Genomic DNA, 22,996 nt, shown 5'->3' with positions numbered 1-22,996 from the left:
CTAATCAGATAAAACTCTTTAGCGATGGTGCTTTGCGCACCTTGTAGTTTTGTTCATAAGCATAGGCGAGTCTGATGAGTGTAGGCTCCTGATAAGCTTTCGCTGAGAAAGTCACTCCGAAGGGAGCACCGGCTGATGTATATCCGGAAGGTACAACGATAGACGGATATCCTGCTCTGGAGGTAATTCTGGCGCCGAAATCGGCGGGGAACAGCAGGGCATCCAGATTGTATTCCTTCATGGTGGCATCGATTCCCTCTTCCTTGCACAGCTTCAGGTCAGTCGCGCGGTGTCGCAAATACTTTGGTTCGGTTTGTGTGCCGGAAGAGGTGTATTCCGCATCTATTAACGTAGCTTGACCATATCTCAAAGTTTCCACAGGATGTGCATGGTTAAAATCAATAATATCTTTTAAGGTTCGCATCGGCGCCCCTGGACCCAAACGAGATAAATAAACGTTCAGTGCTGTTTTGAATTCGTTCAATACCACCGAAGAATAACTTATTTCCCGGGCGGTTTTAATATCCGCAGGATCAATGATGGTAGCTCCAAGCTCTCTCATTCTATCTACGGAAGCATTGAACAGTGCGAGCTGTTCTTCTGTTAGCTCCTCGAAATAATAGTCACGCGGGATCCCTATACGGGCACCTTGCAAGCCATTCTCGTCTAGGAATACAGTGTAATCTTCGTGGATTTTACCTACATTCGTTCCCATGGCTGCATCGTGATTATCGTTGCCCAGCATTGCATTTAGCAGCAGCACGGCATCGCGAACCGTTCTGGCCATAGGGCCAGCAGTGTCTTGTGTGTTGGAGAGGGGAAGGATTCCCGAACGACTTAGCAGTCCAACGGTTGGCTTAATGCCAATAATGGAGCCCAAGTTACCGGGGTTAAGGATCGATCCTGAGGTTTCTGTGCCAACAGAGACTGTACAGAAGTTACAAGTGACAGCTACCGCTGAGCCAGCACTGGAGCCACCTGTTGGTGTAGATATATTGTAAGGGTTAAGGACTTGCCCGCCGCGGGAGCTGTAACCAGAGGGCATGCCGTTCGTCATAAAATTGGCGAATTCGGTCATATTGGCTTTACCCATAATGATTGTTCCGGCTTCACGCAGCTTGGTAACGATAAACGCATCTTCCTCGGCAAAAGAATTCGCCAAAGCCAGCGAACCTGCACTGGTATGCATTTTATCCCCAGTATTGATGTTATCCTTCAATAATACAGGTATGCCGTGCAGAAGTCCCCGGGATCCTTTGGTCGCACGTTCCACATCCAGAGATTCTGCGATAAACAACGCATCAGGATTGATCTCCAGCACAGAGTTAATCGTCAGGCCATTTTTGTCATGATCAGCTATGCGTTCATAATACATGAGAACTAGTTGTTTTGACGTAATTTCTCCGGCTTCTAATGCAGCTTGGATCTCCGGTATAGTGGCTTCTACGATTTCAAAACTCATGTGCGTTCACGCTTCTTTCCCTATAGGATATAGCTTCTCCTTCATCTAACCATAATTTGGGTTTTAGTGGTAGTATTCTTTTTTACTTACATATCGATTTTCCATTTGATACATTGAGGTGTGATAAAAATAGATTTTTAACATAGGCTGAAGACATAAGCTTGCAAGCATTTAACTGAAAAGAGGTATCCAAATCGCCAAAATAAATGGCTGTTTGGACACCTCTTTCTATTTTTTTCAGTTAGGAGTTGTTATTACCCCTGCGCTGTAAATCCCTCTTCCGCTAAATATTCTTTAGCTTCCTCAAGGGTCTCAAAGGCCATTTCCAAATTGAGATCGGCATAGACATACCATAAATCATCCTCAAGCTTCAGGATTAAGGTATGGCCCTCATCATTAGTCCAGAGTGAGTCGGCGGTTGCCGCAGCCTTTTTCTTTCTTTTGCTGGCTACAGGGGCATCCGGAATGTAAATCGACAGTGAGGTGATGGAGGCATCCAGCAGACTCCGCAGCTCGGATTCCGAGTAGTCGCGAATGTTCACAAAGCCCTTATCATCTGTCTCATAACCCCGCAATAAGCCTGCAAATACATAACCATTCCCATTAGGATGCAGGTGGTAAGCAACGGTTTTCTTATCATGCTGGCTTTCCTCGTAGTGATAGTTCACGCGCCCAAGGGATACATTTTTACGTTCCAGTTGGGGGTAAGAGTCGAGAATCGCTAATTTTTGTTCGAAAGTAAGCATATACAGCCTCCGGTTTTCGGTGTGATTGTGCACATGATTATACCATGACGATGCTCCGCAGACTATTTTTTAGTGATCAAGCGGTAAAGACAGTACGAAGGTGCAGCCTTCCTCGGAGTGCTCCTCAAGCAAAAGGCTTCCATTCATAGATTCTGCCAGCAGACGGCTGAAGGTTAAGCCGAGTCCTAGACCACGTAGTGTGCTCTGTTTGTCGCTACCTCGGAAAAAAGCCTCGAAAACATGCTCACTATGATTTGATGAGATGCCCAGCCCATTATCTTGAACACGAATCTCCGCCATGCTATGACCATGCTGTTCAAGCAACTCTACCGTTAGCTGTACCCTTCGGTCTGGAGCTTTGGCTTGTACACTGTTATTAAGTAAATTGACGATAATTTGTTGGATACGAAGGGAGTCCCCTCGCAAAAATATGGGATTTCTCGGCATATGGAGCATGGGCTCAGCAACTTCTTCCGCCTGTGTCAGCTTCCATTGATACACGATTTCTGATAACAGGGGTACGGCATCCAGTCGGTCGTGACGGACAGAAACGATTCCTGCAGTCAGTGCGTTGTAATCCAGAAGATCGGCAACCATTCGCTGCAATCGTCCAGCTTCCTGCAAGGCAATATCTAGAAACTCTACAGCCTCATCGTCTTCAACGACCCCTTCACGAACGGCATGGATTAGACCTTTAATAGAGGTAACTGGTGTTTTTAGCTCATGGGATACCCCAGCTAACATAACTGCACGGGAATGCTCGAATTGTTGTAACTTACCCGCCATCTCTTCAAAAGACAACATCAGCTCATGAATTTCTCGTTCCTTGGCATTCTTATCAAGTACGATATCATATCGACCATGACTAATTTGTGCCGCAGCGGCGGCTACTTTCTGAATCGGTTTTGCCAGTTTACGTGACAAAAGGTAAATGGTTAGCCAACTTAAAATGATTAGAAATAACAACAGAACGGAGAAAAAAATGATTTCCTCCTGCGGAATATGCCGCAGCGATTTCTTGGATTGCAAGACAATCACCTGTCCCAGCGTTTCCCCATTCGAATTTATAGGCGCTACTGCGGCTTTGAACTCCGGACTACGTGAATCGTTCAGGCTATCATTGAGTTTATGCCTCATTTCATCCTCAGTTAGAGGCGGCATAGAGAACAGCATCTGATCTTGCTGATCCGTAATAATTACACACATTTCAACGGTTAACTTGAAAAATCGTTTTCGGTCTTCAATGAGCTTTCCAAGATTCTGGCTGATCTCTATGGAACTCTCACGATTTACGCTCCGGTCGGCGATCTCCTGTGCTAATAACCCGGTAGTCTGCATTCGGTTGCTCATAGCCTCTTGTTGAATCCACCAGAACGTCGTTAGCGCAGTTAGCAGGAGACCGACACTGATGATGAGCAGGTAACGGACCGTCCAGTAGGAGAGAATGGAGGTGCGTTTGGGGCTGCTTTTCTTTAGGTTGTCCATAATTGGTATCCTGTCCCTCTCAAGGTACGGATTTCCCCCTCATCTACTGGCCAGTGCGACAGCGCTTGGCGAAGTCTTTTGATAGATAAATCCACTGCTCGGTCACTTCCTTCGTAATCCATCTCCCAGACATGCTCTATTAATTGTTCGCGAGTACATATTTGATTAGGTCTTTCGGCCAGAAATAACATAACCGACATGTCACGTGGACTAAGGTTCAGCTCAACCCCGTTTAAAAAAACAGCACACGCTGTAAAATCGATAAACAAACTGCCATAATGTCGTTTGCGGCTGCCATCAGACCACTGCGAGGGACGGCGTAATACAGCGTTCACGCGTGCCACCACTTCCTCCGGAATAAAAGGCTTAGACATATAATCATCCGCGCCACCGTCGAGACCGGCTAGTCGGTCATTGATCCCATCTCTTGCCGTCAGCATGATGACGGGGCAGCTGCTTTTTTCACGGATGAGCTTTAGCAGTTCAAAGCCGTCCATGTTAGGCAGCATGATGTCGAGTAATACTAATGAAGGTGGGGATACAGCAAAAGACTCCAGTGCAGCGCGCCCATCGGCTACTCGGGTAACCTGAAAACCTGCTTTTTTCAGATAGGCACTGAGGACCCTGGAGATGGCTTCTTCATCTTCTACAACAAGAATGGATTTCGTCAAATTGGAGTACCTCCAGTCCATAAAATTACGACAAGTTTAACACATCATAGCTCGTTCTGCTCTGACTTCTTCCCGACATATTGCTTTGTTAGAATGAGGGACGAGCTTGAAAATATACAGAATATTTTGAATATTGGAGGGAACAGGATGAAGAGAAAAAGAATAGCCTTGATCGTGGCCGGTGTTATCATCGTAGGAGTAGTCACGGGTTATACATTGCTGGATAAATCGCTGGGCAATAATGTAGAAATCGAGTCCGTGATTCCAGGGCAAGCCTCAACAGCAGGTAATGGAGAAAGCACGAATAACCCTGGAGCATCAGCAGGTGCGACGGTCACAGCCGAACAATTAAACGGTGACTGGGCGGTTGCGGACACTTCTAAAGTATATTGGTCGGTAACAACCTCTAAAGAAACAGTCAACTTCGTAGATAACAAAGTTCAAGGTACCTGGAAAGTTAATATAGAAGATTCTACTTCGATGGCTGGGGAAGGAACCGTGGATATGAGCGCTCTGGACTCTGGCAATGGTCAAAGAGATGAGCATGTAAAAGGGGAAGACTTCCTAGCCGTTACGGAATTTCCACAATCTGCGTTTGTAGTGAAATCATTCTCGAAGCTGCCGGCGGAATGGACCGAAGGAGCAACTGTGCCAGTTGAAATGCAAGGAACGCTCACAGTAAAGGGTGTGGAAAAGGACGTTACCTTCCAGTCTCAAGCAGCGTACAGTGGTGGACAGCTGATGCTGTCGGGTACGACAACAGTGGCCTTTTCTGACTTTGGCTTAAGCAATCCGCACACCGTTGTGCTGGATACTGAAAATAATCTTGAGGTTCGCTTGGAGCTTGTGCTGACGAAATAGCAGTCTTTCCGTAAGGGAAACACTGCTGTGAAATTTATAGAGAGACTGTACTGAAGAGATTTTCCCAAGCTATGTTGGCTTTTGGGAGAGTCTCTTTGGTTTGGAATGAATTGTATGTTTTAATAGAAGTATCTGTCTAATAAATAGCAATAAAGGAGGTATTCCTTGTGATCCAGGTTGCGGCAGCGATTATACATAATGAAGAAGGGCAGATTCTTATTGCTCGGCGACGGCAAGGTAAATCTCAGGCAGGTCTGTGGGAATTTCCTGGCGGCAAAATAGAGCAGGGTGAAAGCATCGCAGATTGTCTGCGAAGAGAGCTTCAGGAGGAGATGGGGATAATAATCCTTCCCTATGAAAGCTTTGGCGTGAACGAGCACAACTATGGAAGTGTCGAGATCAGACTGTTTGCTTGGAAAGCCCGATATCTGGGAGGTGTAATTGAACTTGTCGATCACGATGAATATAGGTGGGTGTTTCCAACTGCACTCGGTCAGTTCACTTTTGCTCCTGCAGATATTCCTTTTGTAGAACGGCTAATGGTGGGGTCAAGTCAAGTGTAAAGGCAGTCTGAACATCAAGTAGAACATGCTGGAAGTAATTCAAGCGCTGGCGGAGACACATGGGAGCAATAGCGTGGAGCTGGAGAAGCTTCGTGCGGAGAAAGCTGAACATCGTGGCGGATTTAAGGATCGGATATTTTTGATTGAAGTGGAAGGAGAATAACTAGAGATTATTGTTCCGTACAAGGAGGTTATTAATGTTGTCCAAAACCAAACTGACGACAATCTTAAGCAGTGTAGTAGCCTTAATTCCTGTAGCTATTTATTTATTCCTATATTCCAAAATGCCTGATAGGGTCCCGATCCATTACGATGGGAACATGGCTGATAGATTTGTAAGCAAATCTAGTCTGGAAGTTATTTTGCATAGCGGGCTTGGATGTTTGGGGCTTATAATCATGAAACTCCTTCAGTTTCTTTTGCAAAAAGCGTTTATTCAGAGCTCTAACGGGCATTCAGCGGCTTTGAGCAGGGTCTGGAATATTGCTATTTTGGTGGTGACGGTGGTGTTCGCTGGCATCAGTTCCTATACATTTATTAGAATGGTCTGATAGAATTAAAGAGACTTAGCAGAAGGATTAGGAGGAACCTGCAATGAGAATGGATAACGCTTACAAGGTGAGATGGGGAATTCTCGGTACAGGCTGGATTGCCCATCAGTTTGTTACTGATTTAGCTCACGCCAGCAATGGTGTGGCATATGCCGTGGGTTCGCGCTCACAGGAAAGTGCGGATAAATTCGCGAGGGATCATGGAGTACCGCATGCCTATGCCACCTATGAGGAATTGGTAAATGACCCGAATGTAGACGCGGTATATATTGGAACGCCACATCCATTTCACAAAGACAATGCATTATTGGCGCTGCGTGCAGGCAAAGCTGTCCTATGTGAGAAACCTTTTACGGTGAATAGCGGAGAATTGGAAGAAGTGGTGACCTATGCTAGAGATCATAAGCTGTTCCTGATGGAGGCCATGTGGAGTCGTTACATCCCGGCGATTGTGAAGGTTACAGAATGGATCGCCGAAGGCAGAATCGGTGAAGTTCGCTTGGTGAAGGCAGATTTAGGATTTCGCACCGACTGGAATCCGGAAAGCAGATTGCTGAATCCGAAGCTGGGCGGGGGGGCGCTGCTGGATGTTGGGATTTATCCGGTTTCTTTTGCCTCGATGGTGTTTGGACCTCATCCTGAATCTATATCCAGTACGGTTCATATTGGTGAGACTGGAGTGGATGAGCATTTCTCCATGCTGCTGTCCTATGGTGATGGGAAAACAGCTTCGTTGAACGGTGGAATTCGTCTTAACATGCTGGAAGAAGCGCATGTGTTTGGAACAGAGGGCCGTATTATTGTAGAAGGGACGTTAGTGAACCCGAAATCTACCTCCCTTTATATTGGGGATGAGAAGGTAGAGAGCTTTGTGGATGATCGAGCTTCTATTGGATATTGCTTTGAAGCAGAGGAAGTAGGACGTTGTCTACAAGCAGGGCTAACAGAAAGCCCAGTCATGTCACTGGATGAATCGTTAGCGATTATGAAACTGCTGGATCAAATACGTACGCAATGGGGTATGAAGTATCCTGGAGAGTAAATAAAGAAATAATAACACCCCTCGGTTTACATGCTACTTAGATAGCTCCGAGGGGTGTTTGCTATGTCGAACGATTGGTGGAAGCTTAGTTCTGACTATTGGTGTTTTTACCTGCTTGGACCCAGCCAGCCACTTCAACGGTACGCTTCGCTTGGTGAAAAACAGCGTCACGGATACGATCCTTCTCTTCGATCATCTTACCGTCTCCATCCACACTGACACTTGTTCCGTAGGGGTTGCCTCCTGCGCCAAATGTGACTGGGTCAGTATAACCAGGTGCCGCGACAATTGCTCCCCAGTGATACATCGATGTGTAGAGTGCCAAAATCGTAGCTTCCTGACCACCGTGTGGATTCTGTGCTGAGCTCATGGCGCTGACGACTTTGTTTACTGTGAGTCCTTTGCCCCAAATGCTTCCGGTTGTATCGATGAATTGCTTCATTTGAGAAGCAATGTTACCGTACCGGGTTGGAGAACTGAAAATAATCGCATCCGCCTCCACGATATCATCGGGTGTTGCTACGGGGATATCTTTTGTTTTTTCAGCTAGGGCCTTCATGGCCGGATTTGCCGCAATTTTGTCCTCGGGAACTAGTTCCTGTACCTTCAGTAATTTCACCTCAGCCCCCGCTTCCTCGGCGCTTTCTGCGGCCCACTGTGCGAGCTGGTAGTTAGTTCCTGTGGCGCTGTAGTAGATGACGGCTAATTTGATTTTTGACATGATGTTGTAGTCATTCCCTTCGAGTGTAGTTCCATACTATTAATTACCCCATTGCAGCATTTGTAACCCGAATCGATAATTCTACGCTAACTGGACAGACAGGTGTCCACTTCCCCTCTGTATACTGAACTCAATTACAGGAAATGAGGGAGAATGATGAATACTTATTTTGAACAAAAACCGAAAATGACCTTAGCTGGGGTTAGCATACGCACGACTAATGAAGTGGAAATGGGCCCGAATGGGGGCTTGTCGCGGCTGTGGGAAACGTATTTTCAGAGTAATATTGCGGGGCAGATAGATACGATTAGGCCTGAGTATATCTATGCTTTGTATACAGATTATGAGAGTGATGCGTCAGGAGCGTATACCGTTGTGATTGGGCATGAAGTCGCTGGGGAGAGACATTTAGAGGATAGCGGCCTCGTGAGTGCGGCTGTTCCAGAGAGCAGATACATGGTTTTTACAACGAAAAAAGGTCCGGTATTCGAAGTTGTCGCGCAAGCCTGGGGGGAGATTTGGGCGTATTTTAAGGGCTCTACAGAGGTAAGAACTTATACGGGCGATTTTGAAATTTACGATTCGCGGAATTTTGATCCTGCTAATACGCAGGTTGAGATATATATTGCGATTGAGTAGACCGGGTGATAGATTTTTTAGCTAAAATAAATGTTTGCGGGGATTTGGGGGCTGCCGAGAGGCAGTTCCTTTTTTCGCGGATGAACAGAATACTCCGGATGAAGGTGAAGGGTTACTCAACGATTGAAACGAATATATATCAAATAGAAGGAACGAGTAGTGACTGACTCTTCACATCATATGGGGATATGTTGATAACGTTGCCGCCCGGACCGAGTTATCTATAGTTCGGGAGGGGGCTGAGCTAGGGAAGTGTAGTTGAATTTGCCGATAGAGTGGATGTTTGATGGAGCAGGACTGTCCCGCTAAAATACCCACACACAAACCCAAAAGAAATGGAGAATACCAAATGGGAAAACAATTCACGGCTATGCTACCTGCACATGAGGAGTTTATTCTTCGGCAGCATCTTTTTTTCGTTGGTTCAGCGCCGCGATCAGAAAAAGGACATGTTAACCTTTCACCTAAGGGTCATGATTGCTTTCGTATTTTGTCTCCTAACCAGGTGGCTTATCTCGATATGACCGGTAGTGGCAATGAGACGAGCGCACATCTGCTGGAAAATGGAAGAGTGACGGTTATGTTTTGTGCGTTTGAAGGACCGCCGAACATTCTGAGACTGTATGGAACAGGAGCGGTAATCTTGCCTGGATCATCAGAATGGGAAACGCTATACCCTATGTTTACACCTCTGCCTGGAGCTAGACAGATTATTTTAATTGATGTTCATAAAGTACAGACTTCCTGTGGATATTCGGTCCCATTCATGAGTTATGATAAAGAGCGAGATACGTTACAACGTTGGTCTATTCAAAAGGGCGAAGCAGGTCTGAAAGAATATAGACAAGAGAAGAACACTACTAGTATAGACGGACTGCCAACACCTCTTGGACAAAAAAAATGAGCGACATGGCCGCCCCAGGTTTATGCATCGTGTAAAATAGCCCGGCAAGTTTAGGATTAATCCATTAAATAATTATATCCGATTACTTTTTCCATAGGTCAATTCATCTATGCCACAAGTCGAAGGGGAGCGCATTTGTCATGACGAGTGATCCCCTCCGAATAGTAGTTATCTTATAAGTCCTAGTCCTATCGCCCAAAGCTCATACTACCCACGGATTCCACCACAAACACAGGCACATATTGCTCTCCCATGTCCATACCTACAAGCTGATAACCATTCTGATATTGACCACTAACTAACGCGTTACCTGTAACGGAACCCACGTCTCCTTGAAGTAAAATATAAACTCCATTCGAGTAAGCAAGCGTATTACCAAAGTTATCTACGACGATTTCACAGTGAAAAGATACCTTTTCAAAAGGATGAAGTGCTACATCGGAAGCTGAAATTACCGCATACTCCTGAACAATCTCAGCAAATTGATAGCTTCCGTCTACTTTACGGTAACGTGCCGTCTGTCCGTCGATACCGTCTCCAAGATCTGCATTAGGTACAACTATGGAATCATCGGACTCCAGTTCGTAGCTATCACCTGAAATTGAAAATAACTGTGAAATACCATCCGATTTCATTTCATATGCTGTAAAAAGGGTGCGTCCACCTTCGGGCTCGGATTCCGCCAGAATCACGGGGACACCAGAACCTGTAGAGGCAGCAAGCTGATCATTAAAAGTAAGACTGTGCAGGCTCTCGAATTTTGGCAAACTATTTCCAGTTAAAGTAATGACACTTTCGTCGTTATTCATTGCTGCATAATAGAGGACACCATTGCTATCCGTTCCGGCCACAATGACCTTCGTGCCATGTAGTCCCTTGCTGGAGACGACATTCCCATATTTGCCTTGCTCTTCACCGCCCGGAAGGAGGCGTACAGGCTCAGTGATATTCCAAGCCAACCTTGTAGCGGCAATGATTGAAGAAGTATCCTCTAGCGGAGCAAGATCACCGTATAGCTGAATAGCTTCAGCATATTGACCTTTACTGGTCATGCGCTTGGCATTTTTAAGTAGTTTAGCTTTACTAGTATCTACTAAGGTTAGTACTTTGGATGAGGTGATCCCTGCTGATCCTGCAAAATTACGATAGGCAACAGCATGCCCAGAAAAGGCGCTGATGTTATCGCTCTCTAGATCTTTGTTCAGGATGATCTTTCCGCTACTTTCTGCCTGCCCATGTACCCATGAAGCTTCGTAACTATGCTGTTTGTAAGCATTCATCATGGAGAGGGCGCTTTCCAGCATGCCTGTAAAGTTTCCTGTACCTGCTAAGGCTTTTAATTTAGCTGTATCGTGGCTTTTGAACTTGGAGGCTAGCAACTCCTCCTTGGAAGCGGCGCTTCCGTAATAAACATCGGGAATCTGCAACAGATTCCATTTAAACATGTCCTCTTCACCTGTATTTCCACTCTGGCTCTGAGCAAGTTCGGTAAGTAACTGCTCCTTAAATTCTCGGAAGTAGGTAGTGAACTGGTCAGAAATGCCTGAATCGGTTGATAACTGGCGATAATAGTTTTCATATGGACCACCGGGCTTCATATATGTAGCTTTTAAGCTGAGGAGAGTAGCATAACTTTTCATAAATCCGTTGAAATCCTTAGTCGCAGCTTGTGCTTTAGCGGATGATACCAAGGCATTCAAACCTTGGCGGATGGCTGTGATTGGTGACAGCTCATCAAGCCGCTTCGCAACCTTTTCTTCCATATAAAGAATGGAATGATTTGCCGCGGCTAGGCGATACTGATTCTCTGCACTTATCAGATCGCCTGCAGCATAGAGACGGTCGGCTTCCTTGGTCATTTGTATTTTGTCGGCGATGAGAAAAGCCTTCTGTCCAAGCATCACAGACATGCTTATACACAAAATGATCATAAAGTTTCGCAGGGTTATTAATGGTTTGAACGTCATATAGAGTAGCCTCTTTTTTCAAAATATAAGAAAGCATAGTTTCACTTCATTCTTTATCCTTATATTTCACCGAGAAACAATTGTCACCCATAACAGATGCCAATGCCGTTTCTTCTTGAAATATAAGAATGTCTATTGAACTTCCGGGTCCCAACGGTATTTGGCTTCGCGAATGTCAGCTACTCGTTGGTCCAGGCCGTTCCATGGTTCATGGGGATTCGCAGCAATAAGTTTGGATAACCGCATAAAGCGGTCTTTAGGCAGATCTTGCACGTATCGGCCGATCATACTGGAGTAGAGCAGGGCATAACGCTTCATTCTTACTGCAGCTCCGGCAACTCCCGTAAGGATGGTCATACCATTATTCATATGACGAATTTCTACTTCATAGTTCTTTACGTATCGTAGTGTACGATCTTTGATCAGATCAGGACGGACCTTAGCGATCTCGCCGATATATTCGGCTAGTAGCGGCTCGAAATCCTTAAGAAGAAGCTGCTCCAGTTCTAAATCCATATCCTTGCGAAGCAAAAATCCATGCAGCAAGGCGATACGTTGCCGTGCGATCCGGTCACCACGAAGCAGGATGGAGAGTTCGCGTAGCTTCTCGTAGGCAAGCACATCATCCTCACGGAGTACGGAGACAGCCTCCTGACGGTTGATCTCCAGTCCCTCTTTGATGATGCCAATCCCTCGTCCAAGCAGCTCGTTAAGAGAACGAAGATTCTCGTTCTGCCGTACTTTTCGCTGCGTATAGTACAATAGTCCAGCGAGGAGGATCCCTCCGGCACCACATAGCATCATCTGCTCTATGCTGTTTCCAAAATAGACGGAGGCTAGCGTAAGCAGTAAGATGAATAGGAGGCGTGTGTGCATTTTTCTTCCTGCAATGGATGCAGCTTGCTTCTCTACCGTTATAAGTGAGTCTTTACCGCATTTGGTGCATCGATCTTCACCGAGAGCGGTATATTGTCCACAGTGGCGACAAATGCGCAGCTTGTCATAAGCGTAACGAGGAGCCTTGAAAGGGCGAAAGGTAACAGGTCTTTTCTTATTCACGGCCTTTATCGCCTCCGTTCAAAGCGGCCAGTAGGCGGTCGTTAATATCATCTCTAGTGAGTGGTTTACGTTGGCGTGCAGCATAGATGGAAATCTGAATTACGACAATTAGGAACGTAATCCCAAGAATGACGTATGAAATCATGGAACAGTCCTTTCTCATAGACGCCTCGCAGTCTGGATGGCTCATAGAATGAACACTCTATGCATCATTGCTACTTTGGTCCGGCGGTCCTAAAGTTGAAGTTTACAAGGTTTAATTATATCATAATGGCATACTATTTACAGATTTTAGCGATAGTGCTGAACCTGTCATATGTGCCTAATATAACACAAGAGGAGCCCTATTTATGCTTCGTAAATATCAAAGTAACAGAACAACTAAGACACTTATTCAACGTATCTTCCCGGCATTACTGCTGGCTCTGTGTATTGCTGCATCACCTTTTGCAGCTGTTCAGGCCTATGCGGCAACGTCGGCGCAATCTCACATTGATGCTGTGCTTCTTATCGATGTCAGCAACTCCATGAAGACTAGTGACAAGAACAAAGTCGCGAGCGAAGCGATGAAAATGTTCATAGATATGCTATCTACTCAAGGTGATAAAGTAGGTATTGTTGCCTATACCGACAAAGTGCAGCGGGAGAAGGCCCTGCTGGAAATAAGTTCAGAGACAGATAAACAGGATTTGAAGGATTTTATTGATGGACTGGACCGTGGAGCTTATACCGACATTGCTGTCGGTGTAGAAGAAGCAGTCAAGGTGCTCCAGAATGGTAGCGATCCGAATCATGAGCCAATCATTGTAATGCTAGCTGATGGCAATAACGATTTCAACAAATCAACTGGCCGGACGCAAAGCGAATCGGATAAAGAACTGAACGCCGCTGTGGAGGTCGCCAAGAAGAATGGCTATCCCATTTATACGATTGGGCTTAATGCAGACGGTAAACTGAATAAACAAAAACTCGCTGATCTGTCCAAAGAGACAGGTGGTAAAGCATTCTCAACAGACTCTGCAGATGATCTTCCACAAATACTCAGTGAGATTTTTGCTAGTCATCTGAAGCTGAAGGTAGTACCTGTGCAGTCGATCACTGCAAACGGGGATTATCAGGATGTGACCGTTAACGTGCCTAACGGCAGTGTTTTGGAAGCCAATATCTCAATTATGTCGTCACAGCCTGTGACCGCGAAGCTAACTGATCCTTCAGGAAATGCTGTCACCATCCCGTCCAAAGATGTTGTGCTGTCGAAGTCTTCCACTTATAGCTTGATCAAGCTGTTATCACCGCAAGAAGGAGATTGGAAGCTTCAGGTCAAAGGTGTGCCAAAGGATAAGATTGATATTAATCTAGTTTTTAACTATGATTTGGAGCTTAAGATCGATGCGTTGCCATCAGCAACCTATAAAAAAGGTGATAAAATTGATATTACCTCCCACCTGTTCAGCAATGGTACTCAGGTAACGCTCAGTAATTTGTATCAAGATATGAAGGCGGTACTGCTTGCTACTGATATCGATACAGGTGATGTACAGGAAATCGAACTGGATAACTCCGGGGATGTTTTTAAGGGCACCTTCGAGGTAAAAGAAAGCCATGACTATGAGTTGAAGGTTCGTGCAGAGGGAAGCAGTTTCTATCGTGAGAGTGCTCCTGTAAAGATCAGCGCGAAGGCAGGCGGCGCTGCAACTACTAGTCCTCCGACAGGGACTGGCAAAGAAGAACCTCTGAAAGAAGCTTCGTCCAATACCTTGTACTACATTATAGGTAGTATTCTTCTGGTGTTGGCAGCCGCTGCCGCATGGTATGTGCTGAATAAGAAATCGGCACGTGGTTTTGTTGGCCAGCTGGTAGTTGAGGTTAAAGACAGCAATACGGGTGAGAAGACCTACCCACAATATAAGAAACTTGCTGGATTCAGAGGTAAGTTTACCCTTCATCAGCTGCTGCAATTAGCGCCTGAGCTGAAGGAAAGCGAGAGTGTTATTTTCACACCAGCTAAGAATGACCGATTGCTGCTACGCAGCGGAGAAGGTGTTACCGTGGAGAGATCCGGACGTGCTGCGGATGCCTCACGTGGTTTGGAGCTGAAGAGTGGTGACCGCGTTTCAGTATCCCTAAACACGGTAGATAAGACGATTTATCTCGAGTATTTAGTATAGAAGTGGTTTTGCAAGAGATCTGAAGTACAGCTTCCGCAAAACTTTTAGGAGGATAAAGCATATGAAACCAGTAGTAAGAGAGCATATACAGCAATTGGATGTATCACTAGGCGGCGGGATTGTCAGCGATAAGATCAGGGTGGATACGATTGATAATCCGATCCTGATCATAGGACTAGGCGGCACGGGCATTGATGCCCTGCTGCGTCTTAAATATCAGATTAACCGCCGCTTTAAGCTGCCGGAGGATCCGATATCCAAGAAGAAACGGGACAAGCCGGATAATGTAGAGTTTCTAGCTTTTGAGACGAACGAACAGGATCGAGGAAAGAAATACAAAGGGATCGGACTCGATCCTCAGAATGAATTTGTTCTGCTGGCGAATGCTGAAATCGGCGGATTGCTGCAGAACCGCAGTATTCTTGACTCGTACATTACGGACTGGTTGTCACCCGAGTTGAGTATCACAGATGGTATGAATGGTGCTGCTGGTGTGCGGCAGGCTGGACGTCTGCTCTTGTTCACCAAGATTAATCAGGTGGTAGGCGCGATTGATAAGAAGATTAAGACCTTATCCGTAGGCACTAACAAAAAGCTGATGGTCTTTCTGCTGACAGGTCTGTCGGGCGGTACAGGTAGTGGAGCTTTCCTCGATATTGCCTATATCGTACGCGGTATTATTGAACGTGATTATGGATCAGCCGGGATTGACCGTGTGAACACACTGGGTTATCTATTTACACCGGACGTGAATCTGTCTAACAAAAGTTTAAGCGAGCACACGCGTGAATATATTCGCAAGAACGGTTATGCGGCGCTTAAAGAGCTGGATTACTGGATGAATGTGGACAGTCGTGGCGAGCGATTCCAACAGCAATACGGAAATATTTTGACGGTAAATTCACCGTTGGCTCCATTTAATCTATGCCATTTGATCTCTGCAACGAATACCGAAGGTAAACTGCTAGAAAATGCGTATGATTACTGTATGAATGTAACAGCTGAGAACATCACGAACTTTATGGCGAGTGAAGAAAAAGCGTCTGGCGAAGAATTCGCCATTCATGACTATATTAGTAATATCCGCACCAATATTGCGCAGATGAACAAGACTTACCCAGCCAACTATGAGTACAACATTATTGGTGCCTCGTCTGCCGTGCTTCCGATTGAGGAAATGACGACTTATCTGGCCTTCCGCTTGTTTGATAAAATGGAAAAAATGTTCCAGCAGGCGCCTGGTCAAGAGGATGTAGAGAAATTCGCACGCAAGCTTGGTATTGATCTCGACAGTATGATTAAAACATTCGAATCCCGTGTGCCGGAGCCATTGCCAGGTTACGAGAATAGCGAACGCCTGAGTCATGCCAATGTAGTTAAGAATCAGGTTGTAAGCATGGATACAGAGCTGGAGCAGAACTTCCTGGCTCGTGCCCGTGAAGAATATATCAAATCGAAAAAGCAGCTGCCTGGTGAAATTGTTGGACGGTTCAGCGAAGAGCTGGAGCGCATCTTCCTGCACCCAGAGCAAGGGCCATTCTACGTTTCGCGCCTGCTGTATACCGAGAAGGGCTTCTGTATTTTGAAGCTGATTCAGTCTTATATAGAGGCTTTACGTGAAAGCTTGCTGCGTTTGCCACGCGATATTGAGACAGCGCAGGACAGTGCGGATGAGAAGCTGAGCGATGCTCGCAGTGCTTTTGTATCCAAAGAGAAGAAGAAAAATGCCTATATTGAGGCTAAAATCAATGAGTATTGGTTGCATGCCGATGTAGAACGCACTGAGCAAATGATTCAATTTTATGAGGACTTATACGAGCTTTTAAACGACGAAAATAGCCGGATTTATGGTGTGTTTACAGAGATTCTTAGTGCACTTAGCTCAATTTTTGCCAAGAACGGGGACATCCTTATCAATGGTGAAGAGCAGGCGGATTATAAAGGAAACAAAACTTATTATTGGAACATTGTTAATGTACCAGATATTTCAGCGACCATCTCCAAAATCATGGATCAGAAAGACGGAGACGACCTGATTCGCGACTTTACCCGTGAAATGCTGAAGTATTCCGGACGCTGGGTTAAGGAGCAGGAGATTGATATCGTTCGTTCGATTTCGGAGTTCCTTAGCGATAAGTTCGGGGATCTGATCACTCGTTCGATGGAAGATTTCCTTGTGATGAAATTCGGCCATGAAGAGCCGCTGGATAAGTTCGTAGAGCGGATTATTGCCGGTAAATTGGACGAAGAGGCTGTGCCTACCTTCCACCTTAGCAACAGCTCGGGCAGCTTGCATTTCCCATCATGGGGCTTCGTTTCCGTGCCTGTTAAAGCACCTGGCATCCTGAAAGGGATTCGTAATTATCAGAATAATGCGCTTGGTAAATCGCAATTTACGATCAAAGAAAGCCAAGTGAAAAACCGTATTTTCTGGCTTAACACACGTAATGGTGTGCCACTCTTTGTATACACGCCGCTGCGGGTGTTTGAAGAGAACTATGAGCGGACCATTCTCGATAAGGAAGGGATCGGCCGCCATCTGGTGATGACAGATAAGAACAATTGGACGTACCTGCCTTCTCCGATTCCGGAAAAATCATGGGGTGACACCTACGTTAATGCCCGTGTCCGTGATTATAACGCCCGTGTGCGTGCAGACTTTGCAAAGGCATTGGCAAGCGGCGTGATCATCGAAAAAGGCGTAGACGAGAACACAAGCAACAGATACTCTGTTGTGTTCACGAAACCATTTGATATGGATGCTCTATTGAGTGGATTTGATATGCAGTTAAATTCTTCACGTCCGAATCTCGGAGAAGTGAAGAAGGCGGCTGATGAACTGAAGAATCTGCGTGAGAAGGGCTTGGAGCGTGAAGGCATTAAAGATATCTTTGGTAGCATCAACAAAGAAATGGCACAGGAGAATCTTATTCGTTCACCACAGCTGATTTCTCGTGTTCGTGTTGAGCTAGCCAAATATGCTGAACTGACTGCCAAAGCCACAGAGCTTGAAGGTCTGCTCCATCAATATTTGGACGAAGACAAGTGGATGGACCAATTCATCGAGGCGTTGTACACAGACAGCATTATTAAGAAAGGCGCACTCTACGTTTATGATCGTGATGAAGAAGAGGATGCTTGGGAGCCGTTTGCCAACTTGATGAAAGAACGTAGCTACGTGGAATATGCCGTATATCGTCATTTCCGGGAGCTGGATGAGAAGAGCCGTAGCGTTCTGCTACGTAAGGCAGCTCGTCGTGCGAGTGAAATGACTGCCGCTGAAGACGTAACACCGCTGCTGTATAAGCTGGAAGGACTGTATGTATCGTTCTTGGAAGCAAGAGACAGCTTGGAATACGAACGAGTAGAGTATGAGAGCGGCGATGAAATGTACAGCTTCTACAAGAGCATGACTAGCAAACTCGGCAGTATCCGCAGAAAGTTGAAATAGACCTATGATCAAAACACTGGCATTATCTTATGGTGAACAATATGCGGTACAGGAAGAGGCACAGCGCAGTAAAGGGGATGGACGCAGCAGCATCCATTACCCTGCCCTGTTTCTGTTCGTAGGCGACAAGGTTGCTCCGGCCATCGGTCCGGTGCTGGATAGCTGCGAACGGAAATGGGATAACACTGGCGGTGTTATGGCATTACATGCTGTGTCAGGCGCGAAAAGTGAGGAAACAGACAGAAGCAAGAGTGGATCTGATGCGGGAGGAAAAGACCGGGTGCTGGCCATGGCCCTGCCGGATATGGCAGGGTCAGATCCACGCACTGTGCGTCATGAACTTTACCGCAAGTTTCATGAGGATACATGTTATCTTGCTGAGATGAATAAAGTTATCCGGCGGCTGAGCAACAGTATAGCGGATTATGGACGTCTATATTCATCTTTTGACGTGATCCATCTCTCTATCATTACGCGGGTCGATGACCCGCTTAATGTATTGTTGCCCGAAATCACACTGCTGGCTCGTGCAATACTCAGCCAGTCCTTTAAGTCGGTACAGTCGGATCTCTACGCTTTAATCAATGAGCGGGAGCAAGGGGATAATTTTGGATATTCCAGCTCAGTAGGGCTGGCTTTTCTGCGTGAATTGGACAGAATGCAAGCTAAGGATTATACGTTTAATGCGCCGCTGCTTGTAACCGAAGATGGTCTGTCGATTCCAGTTAGCCATGGTCCTTCTGCGTTATTTGACCTTGTGTATCTACTGTCCGATAAGAATGAGCGCGGCATGATGTCTACGCACGGCATGGATGATAACTATGAGATCATCTCCCATATCAGTCTACTTAAGAACCGTGTCCGCCCGACCTCTGATCAGGCAACCGGACACGGCGGCTATAACAATATGACCTTCAAAAGCGGTATCAGAGGCAGCACAGGAAGACAAGGCTACGCCTCCGCGGGCTTTTCTGGCGTAAGAAGACCTAATGTTCAAATTGCATTGGCCGTGCTATATCACGCTTTCGGGCGACTTGCAGCGGGTATGCGTGAGGGCAGTCCATGGACTATGCGCGAGCGTCAATCTCTATTAGGGCTGGATCCTGATAGTCTGCGGGAACATGCGACGCAGCTAGTCCCGGAGAAAGACGGCCTTAGTGAAATGACGGGGCTAATGAGCCACGGACGTCCGTCCTACAATGAGTTGAAGCAGATGTCGCTACGTGAAGCCGAACAGCAGCTGTTCGGTGACGGGGGCGAAGCTTATTTCCGCAATAATTTTGTAGCCGAATCTAACCGGAGAGTAGAGGGCATCCATCCTATTCGTGGATGGCGCGCCCTATTGGCGGCACAGGAAACGGCTACACCTGCCGTAACATTTTATCAACTTGCGGAGTGGACAGCTGATCGCGATGAGGGAGGCAGTGTGCTGCATGCTTTGCGTCAACATATGAATGGATTGCGTTCAGCGATTGTCTCCGCGCAGGATGAGCTTGAGGATCTTTATGCGGAAAGTGTAGAGCGTCAGCCGTTCCAGCGTGTGCCGCTTTTTGACAAACGAACGGTACGCAACTTCATTCATTACTTATTCTCAGCGGTATATGGCAAAAAATATGAGCTTTTATGTATGGAAAGTGAGCTCGCGCTGTGCAGTCGTTTGGAATCTGCGCTTGAGCAGCTTCATGTGGAAAGTGTGGCTCGTGTGAAAGCTATGGAGACGCTCCAGGAAGATCTGCGTATTACTGTGATGGACAGCATTGGGCGAACGAACGAAACCACTGGCCAGAACGTGATGGAATACTACCGAGTTGTCACAGAAGAAGTAATGAAGGATATCGAAACCCGGCGCGGGGCAGGGATATTCTTCAGTGAGAAGTACATGGGTAGCATTTCTAAGCTTTTAGAGCAAGGCAAAGAGACGGTAGCTGAGCGTTTGATTGCCATTTGTCAGCGGGAAATATTAACGGCAGATCCGTTTGCTCTATCTTTCGAAGAAGAGCTGTTGCGGCGTGCAAATGTTGCGGCTGCTTATGAGAACCGTCAGGTTCTATCTAAGGAAGAGCTGTTCAAGCGTCTGTACCATAATCTGGAGGATGGCGCGACGATTAATGTTCGTCTGTTCGAATATACGCAAGAGCATCGTCATGAGGAAAAATATTTCTTCGGTGACAGCGCATCCGAGTTTCTGCGCTACGCATTTGGCGTAGATGAGACGACTCGCATCTATCGTTTGGGATTCGTGCATGAACAACGCAGGAGTGGAGTGGAGAAGCTAAATCTGATGGGTGGTTTCCATTTAGAAGACCTGCTCTATTACCGTAATGGGAAGGTTTATTATGAAACCTACGCTAAGAATGGCTACCAGCTTCATGGGCTGAGTGAAGAGCAGCTTCCAGAGATGCGCTGATGGCGTAATAGATAGGTACCCTCTCACTTTGATCCTCTTTATTGCACTTTGTGCAATAGAATCATCGGAAATAACCTTTAATTAGGGTTCTGTTGTATTTGATACATTAGATTTAAGCAGATTTCTGGAATAGGGACATTTCTCCTTATTTCAAATGCACATTATGCAATAGAATTGAGATAGATGTTTCTTCTATTCCATTCTATTGCACAAAGTACACACTGGGGAGCAATATGACATCCGGGCAACCCGTTAAGCGGGCTACATAACCCCCGAACAATGTTAAGACCATAGGAGTACAATTCAGGTTTCACCCGGAAAGGAAGTATAAAGATGCAGAGAAAAATCAATATGCTCCTGCTCTTCTTCAGTCTGATCGGCGGTGGGGTCGCCTTTCTTTTTGGCGAATGGCTGCTAAGCTGGTATAACGATCTGCCATCCATTTTACTCGTGGGCATTTATTTCGCCATTGTGGCGCTCGGTATCGGTATCGGCTGCCTGATTGCAGAGATGATCTCGCCACGACTAAACGGAGCCTCATGGAAGCAGCGTTATCTAGGGCTTTCATGGAAGCTGCTGCCTCTGATGATTGTCCTTGCACTTGGAGTTGGAGCATTAACGGAATTCGTTTATGAGCTGAATTTTGGCGGTGCTAAACCGGTTAAGAATGTAGTAATGGCTATCGATGACTCTGGCAGTATGGCTCAGAGTGATCCTGATAACAGCCGTTATTCAGCCGCTAAGGCGTTAATTGCACGAATGGACAATGACAATCAGGTATCGGTGGTGACATTTAACCACGAAGCTGTAGTCGTCCAGCCGTTAACACCACTCTCAGATTCACAGAATCGTGAGAAGGTACTGACTGCCATTGATAATTTGAAGCCAACTGAGGGTGGCACGAACATTAGCGGTGCGATCTCGGAAGCACTTAAAGAGATAGACAGTGACGGCAAAAAAAATCAGGGCGCAATGGTTATTTTGCTGTCGGACGGAGTAAGTAATTTCGATACCTCACGAGAATTGCAGACTTATATAGATCGTGGAATTGCCGTAAATACCATTGGTCTGGGGATGCAGGATCCTGCAGGTACCCAGTTGCTACAAGATATTGCGAAAATAACGGGTGGTCATTATTATGATGTGACAGATACAGCCCTTTTGGGTGATGTATTCCAGCAAATCTATGATCGTTTGGGAGATCGAACATTGCTTACGGTACGCAGTGATGTTACAGCAGATAGTCCGTACTATGCTGCAGTTCGTATTTTGTCGCTGATGCTAATCGGTGCTGCACTTGGACTCGGACTTGGTATTATGTTTGACAACCGTCATTTAGCAAAAAGCTTCGGGATTGGCGGCGTAATCTCAGGGTTGTTCGCAGGACTTATTCTGGAATTCGGACTTAGCGGTCATAATTTCACTGACGGACTTATTCGCCTCCTAGCTGTTCTTATATTGGCTGCAATCATCTCATTATTTACGGGCGTCATTCCAGTAGGAGAAGGACGTATTTACCGTAATAGAAGAAATAATGCAGCTCCTACTCCACCGACAGAAGGCTTTCCTGATCGACGGAGAAATCGGAACAGCAAAGGATTCTAGTAGTTGAAAGGGGCTTACAGTAATGAGGTACGCCGAGGATAATGCTTCCGCTCTGGTAATAACGGATGTGACATCTCAAGTGGATGACCGGTTCTGTATGCTGAGATGGCGTTGGCCGGACGGCGTGCAGGCGGTGTACATCCACAAGACCTCCGCAGAAGAGGCTTCCATGGGAGCCGGGGATATTCCACCTGTCGGAATGAAGCTCTACACTCGTGAGGAATACAAATCTAACAATGGATACCGTGATCGATTGGATGAGATCGGTCTAGTCTCCTATACCATATTTGCTCGCCTTGCGGAGAACGGAGAGACGCTGCTGGTGAGACAAAGTGACGGTGCGAACCGTGTGGTGGTCAGTGCAGGCAAAGCCAGAATCTATTATTCCATTCAACAAAAAAAAGGATTATTCGGAAAACAAAAGACCGTACATATGGCGATTACGGCAGAAGTTCCAGTAGCTCGAGATGTCCTCTGTTATGTTAAGAAACGGGGAGGACATCCGGCAGGGAAAGAGGATGGTATTCTCTTTCCCTTTGTACAGGATTTCGCCCCTGGACGCAACGTACTCCCGCCGATTGAGATCGGCAAGGATGATTTTGTACGCATCTTTTTCACCGACGGTCCTAAGTATGGGCTTTATTACGAGTTGGTGCCGGAGTAAGATATCAGTCTACGCGTACAAGCGAGTGTT

20 protein-coding genes are annotated in these 22,996 nt (G+C 46.2%); 12 read left to right on the top strand and 8 right to left on the bottom strand.

Features of this window, described 5'->3' with window-relative positions; genetic code table 11:
• Positions 1 to 4: 4 nt before the first annotated feature.
• The 4 genes from UQ64_RS19145 to UQ64_RS19130 form a co-directional block, all read right to left on the bottom strand.
• Positions 5 to 1,462, bottom strand: coding sequence for an amidase family protein (locus tag UQ64_RS19145; protein WP_060625122.1), 1,458 nt, complete (start codon positions 1,460 to 1,462; stop codon positions 5 to 7).
• A gap of 254 nt (positions 1,463 to 1,716) precedes the next feature.
• Positions 1,717 to 2,208, bottom strand: a complete 492-nt coding sequence (locus UQ64_RS19140) for a hypothetical protein (protein WP_060625121.1) — start codon at positions 2,206 to 2,208, stop codon at positions 1,717 to 1,719.
• A 69-nt stretch (positions 2,209 to 2,277) separates the two neighbouring features.
• Positions 2,278 to 3,693 carry a sensor histidine kinase gene (locus UQ64_RS19135; RefSeq protein WP_060625120.1) on the bottom strand — a complete coding sequence of 472 codons (1,416 nt, stop codon included), beginning with the start codon at positions 3,691 to 3,693 and terminating at the stop codon, positions 2,278 to 2,280.
• Positions 3,681 to 4,385 carry a response regulator transcription factor gene (locus UQ64_RS19130; protein WP_060625119.1) on the bottom strand — a complete coding sequence of 235 codons (705 nt, stop codon included), beginning with the start codon at positions 4,383 to 4,385 and terminating at the stop codon, positions 3,681 to 3,683. The genes UQ64_RS19135 and UQ64_RS19130 overlap by 13 nt, the downstream gene beginning before the upstream one ends.
• Positions 4,386 to 4,511: 126 nt before the next feature.
• Between UQ64_RS19130 and UQ64_RS19125 the strand changes: the two genes are divergently transcribed.
• From UQ64_RS19125 to UQ64_RS19110, 5 genes are all read left to right on the top strand, one after another.
• Positions 4,512 to 5,225 (top strand): YceI family protein, encoded by a 714-nt coding sequence (locus UQ64_RS19125; RefSeq protein WP_060625118.1) that lies wholly within the window; start codon positions 4,512 to 4,514, stop codon positions 5,223 to 5,225.
• A gap of 167 nt (positions 5,226 to 5,392) precedes the next feature.
• Entirely contained in the window at positions 5,393 to 5,788 is a 396-nt protein-coding gene (gene mutT / locus UQ64_RS19120) for an 8-oxo-dGTP diphosphatase MutT (protein WP_060625117.1), read from the top strand.
• 25 nt (positions 5,789 to 5,813) lie between these two features.
• Entirely contained in the window at positions 5,814 to 5,951 is a 138-nt protein-coding gene (locus UQ64_RS30980) for a nucleoside triphosphate pyrophosphohydrolase family protein (RefSeq protein ID WP_156417618.1), read from the top strand.
• 34 nt (positions 5,952 to 5,985) lie between these two features.
• Positions 5,986 to 6,339 (top strand): DUF1648 domain-containing protein, encoded by a 354-nt coding sequence (locus tag UQ64_RS19115; protein ID WP_060625116.1) that lies wholly within the window; start codon positions 5,986 to 5,988, stop codon positions 6,337 to 6,339.
• A gap of 43 nt (positions 6,340 to 6,382) precedes the next feature.
• Entirely contained in the window at positions 6,383 to 7,381 is a 999-nt protein-coding gene (locus UQ64_RS19110) for a Gfo/Idh/MocA family protein (protein WP_082651208.1), read from the top strand.
• A gap of 85 nt (positions 7,382 to 7,466) precedes the next feature.
• Here the strand turns inward: UQ64_RS19110 and wrbA are convergent, their stop codons facing one another.
• The gene (gene wrbA, locus UQ64_RS19105) at positions 7,467 to 8,102 is read right to left on the bottom strand and encodes an NAD(P)H:quinone oxidoreductase type IV (RefSeq protein WP_060625115.1); all 636 of its coding nucleotides are present in this window, start codon (positions 8,100 to 8,102) and stop codon (positions 7,467 to 7,469) included.
• A gap of 153 nt (positions 8,103 to 8,255) precedes the next feature.
• Between wrbA and UQ64_RS19100 the strand changes: the two genes are divergently transcribed.
• Both UQ64_RS19100 and UQ64_RS19095 read left to right on the top strand, forming a co-directional pair.
• Positions 8,256 to 8,741 (top strand): GyrI-like domain-containing protein, encoded by a 486-nt coding sequence (locus UQ64_RS19100; protein WP_342447595.1) that lies wholly within the window; start codon positions 8,256 to 8,258, stop codon positions 8,739 to 8,741.
• Positions 8,742 to 9,090: 349 nt separating this feature from the next.
• Positions 9,091 to 9,645: a pyridoxamine 5'-phosphate oxidase family protein gene (locus UQ64_RS19095; protein ID WP_060625113.1), complete on the top strand. Its 555-nt coding sequence runs from the start codon at positions 9,091 to 9,093 to the stop codon at positions 9,643 to 9,645.
• A 188-nt stretch (positions 9,646 to 9,833) separates the two neighbouring features.
• Here the strand turns inward: UQ64_RS19095 and UQ64_RS19090 are convergent, their stop codons facing one another.
• From UQ64_RS19090 to UQ64_RS30975, 3 genes are all read right to left on the bottom strand, one after another.
• Entirely contained in the window at positions 9,834 to 11,612 is a 1,779-nt protein-coding gene (locus UQ64_RS19090) for a hypothetical protein (RefSeq protein WP_060625112.1), read from the bottom strand.
• A gap of 132 nt (positions 11,613 to 11,744) precedes the next feature.
• Positions 11,745 to 12,671, bottom strand: coding sequence for a hypothetical protein (locus tag UQ64_RS19085; RefSeq protein ID WP_082651207.1), 927 nt, complete (start codon positions 12,669 to 12,671; stop codon positions 11,745 to 11,747).
• Positions 12,664 to 12,816: a hypothetical protein gene (locus tag UQ64_RS30975; protein WP_179086680.1), complete on the bottom strand. Its 153-nt coding sequence runs from the start codon at positions 12,814 to 12,816 to the stop codon at positions 12,664 to 12,666. Before UQ64_RS30975 ends, UQ64_RS19085 begins: the two co-directional genes overlap by 8 nt.
• Before the next feature lie 205 nt (positions 12,817 to 13,021).
• Here UQ64_RS30975 and UQ64_RS19080 point away from each other — a divergent pair, with 205 nt between their 5' ends.
• The 5 genes from UQ64_RS19080 to UQ64_RS19060 all read left to right on the top strand — a co-directional run bounded on the left by UQ64_RS19080 (position 13,022) and on the right by UQ64_RS19060 (position 22,966).
• Complete coding sequence (locus UQ64_RS19080) at positions 13,022 to 14,839, top strand: vWA domain-containing protein (protein ID WP_060625111.1); 1,818 nt, start codon at positions 13,022 to 13,024, stop codon at positions 14,837 to 14,839.
• Positions 14,840 to 14,900: 61 nt separating this feature from the next.
• The gene (locus UQ64_RS19075) at positions 14,901 to 18,290 is read left to right on the top strand and encodes a tubulin-like doman-containing protein (RefSeq protein WP_060625110.1); all 3,390 of its coding nucleotides are present in this window, start codon (positions 14,901 to 14,903) and stop codon (positions 18,288 to 18,290) included.
• A gap of 4 nt (positions 18,291 to 18,294) precedes the next feature.
• Positions 18,295 to 20,697: a hypothetical protein gene (locus UQ64_RS19070; protein ID WP_060625109.1), complete on the top strand. Its 2,403-nt coding sequence runs from the start codon at positions 18,295 to 18,297 to the stop codon at positions 20,695 to 20,697.
• A gap of 333 nt (positions 20,698 to 21,030) precedes the next feature.
• Positions 21,031 to 22,302: a vWA domain-containing protein gene (locus UQ64_RS19065; protein WP_060625108.1), complete on the top strand. Its 1,272-nt coding sequence runs from the start codon at positions 21,031 to 21,033 to the stop codon at positions 22,300 to 22,302.
• 22 nt (positions 22,303 to 22,324) lie between these two features.
• The gene (locus UQ64_RS19060) at positions 22,325 to 22,966 is read left to right on the top strand and encodes a hypothetical protein (protein WP_060625107.1); all 642 of its coding nucleotides are present in this window, start codon (positions 22,325 to 22,327) and stop codon (positions 22,964 to 22,966) included.
• Positions 22,967 to 22,996: the final 30 nt, after the last annotated feature.

The organism is Paenibacillus etheri, assembly GCF_001012825.1.
Taxonomy (GTDB): Bacteria; Bacillota; Bacilli; order Paenibacillales; family Paenibacillaceae; genus Paenibacillus_AQ; species Paenibacillus_AQ etheri.
This window is presented reverse-complemented; position numbering and strand designations above follow the sequence as displayed.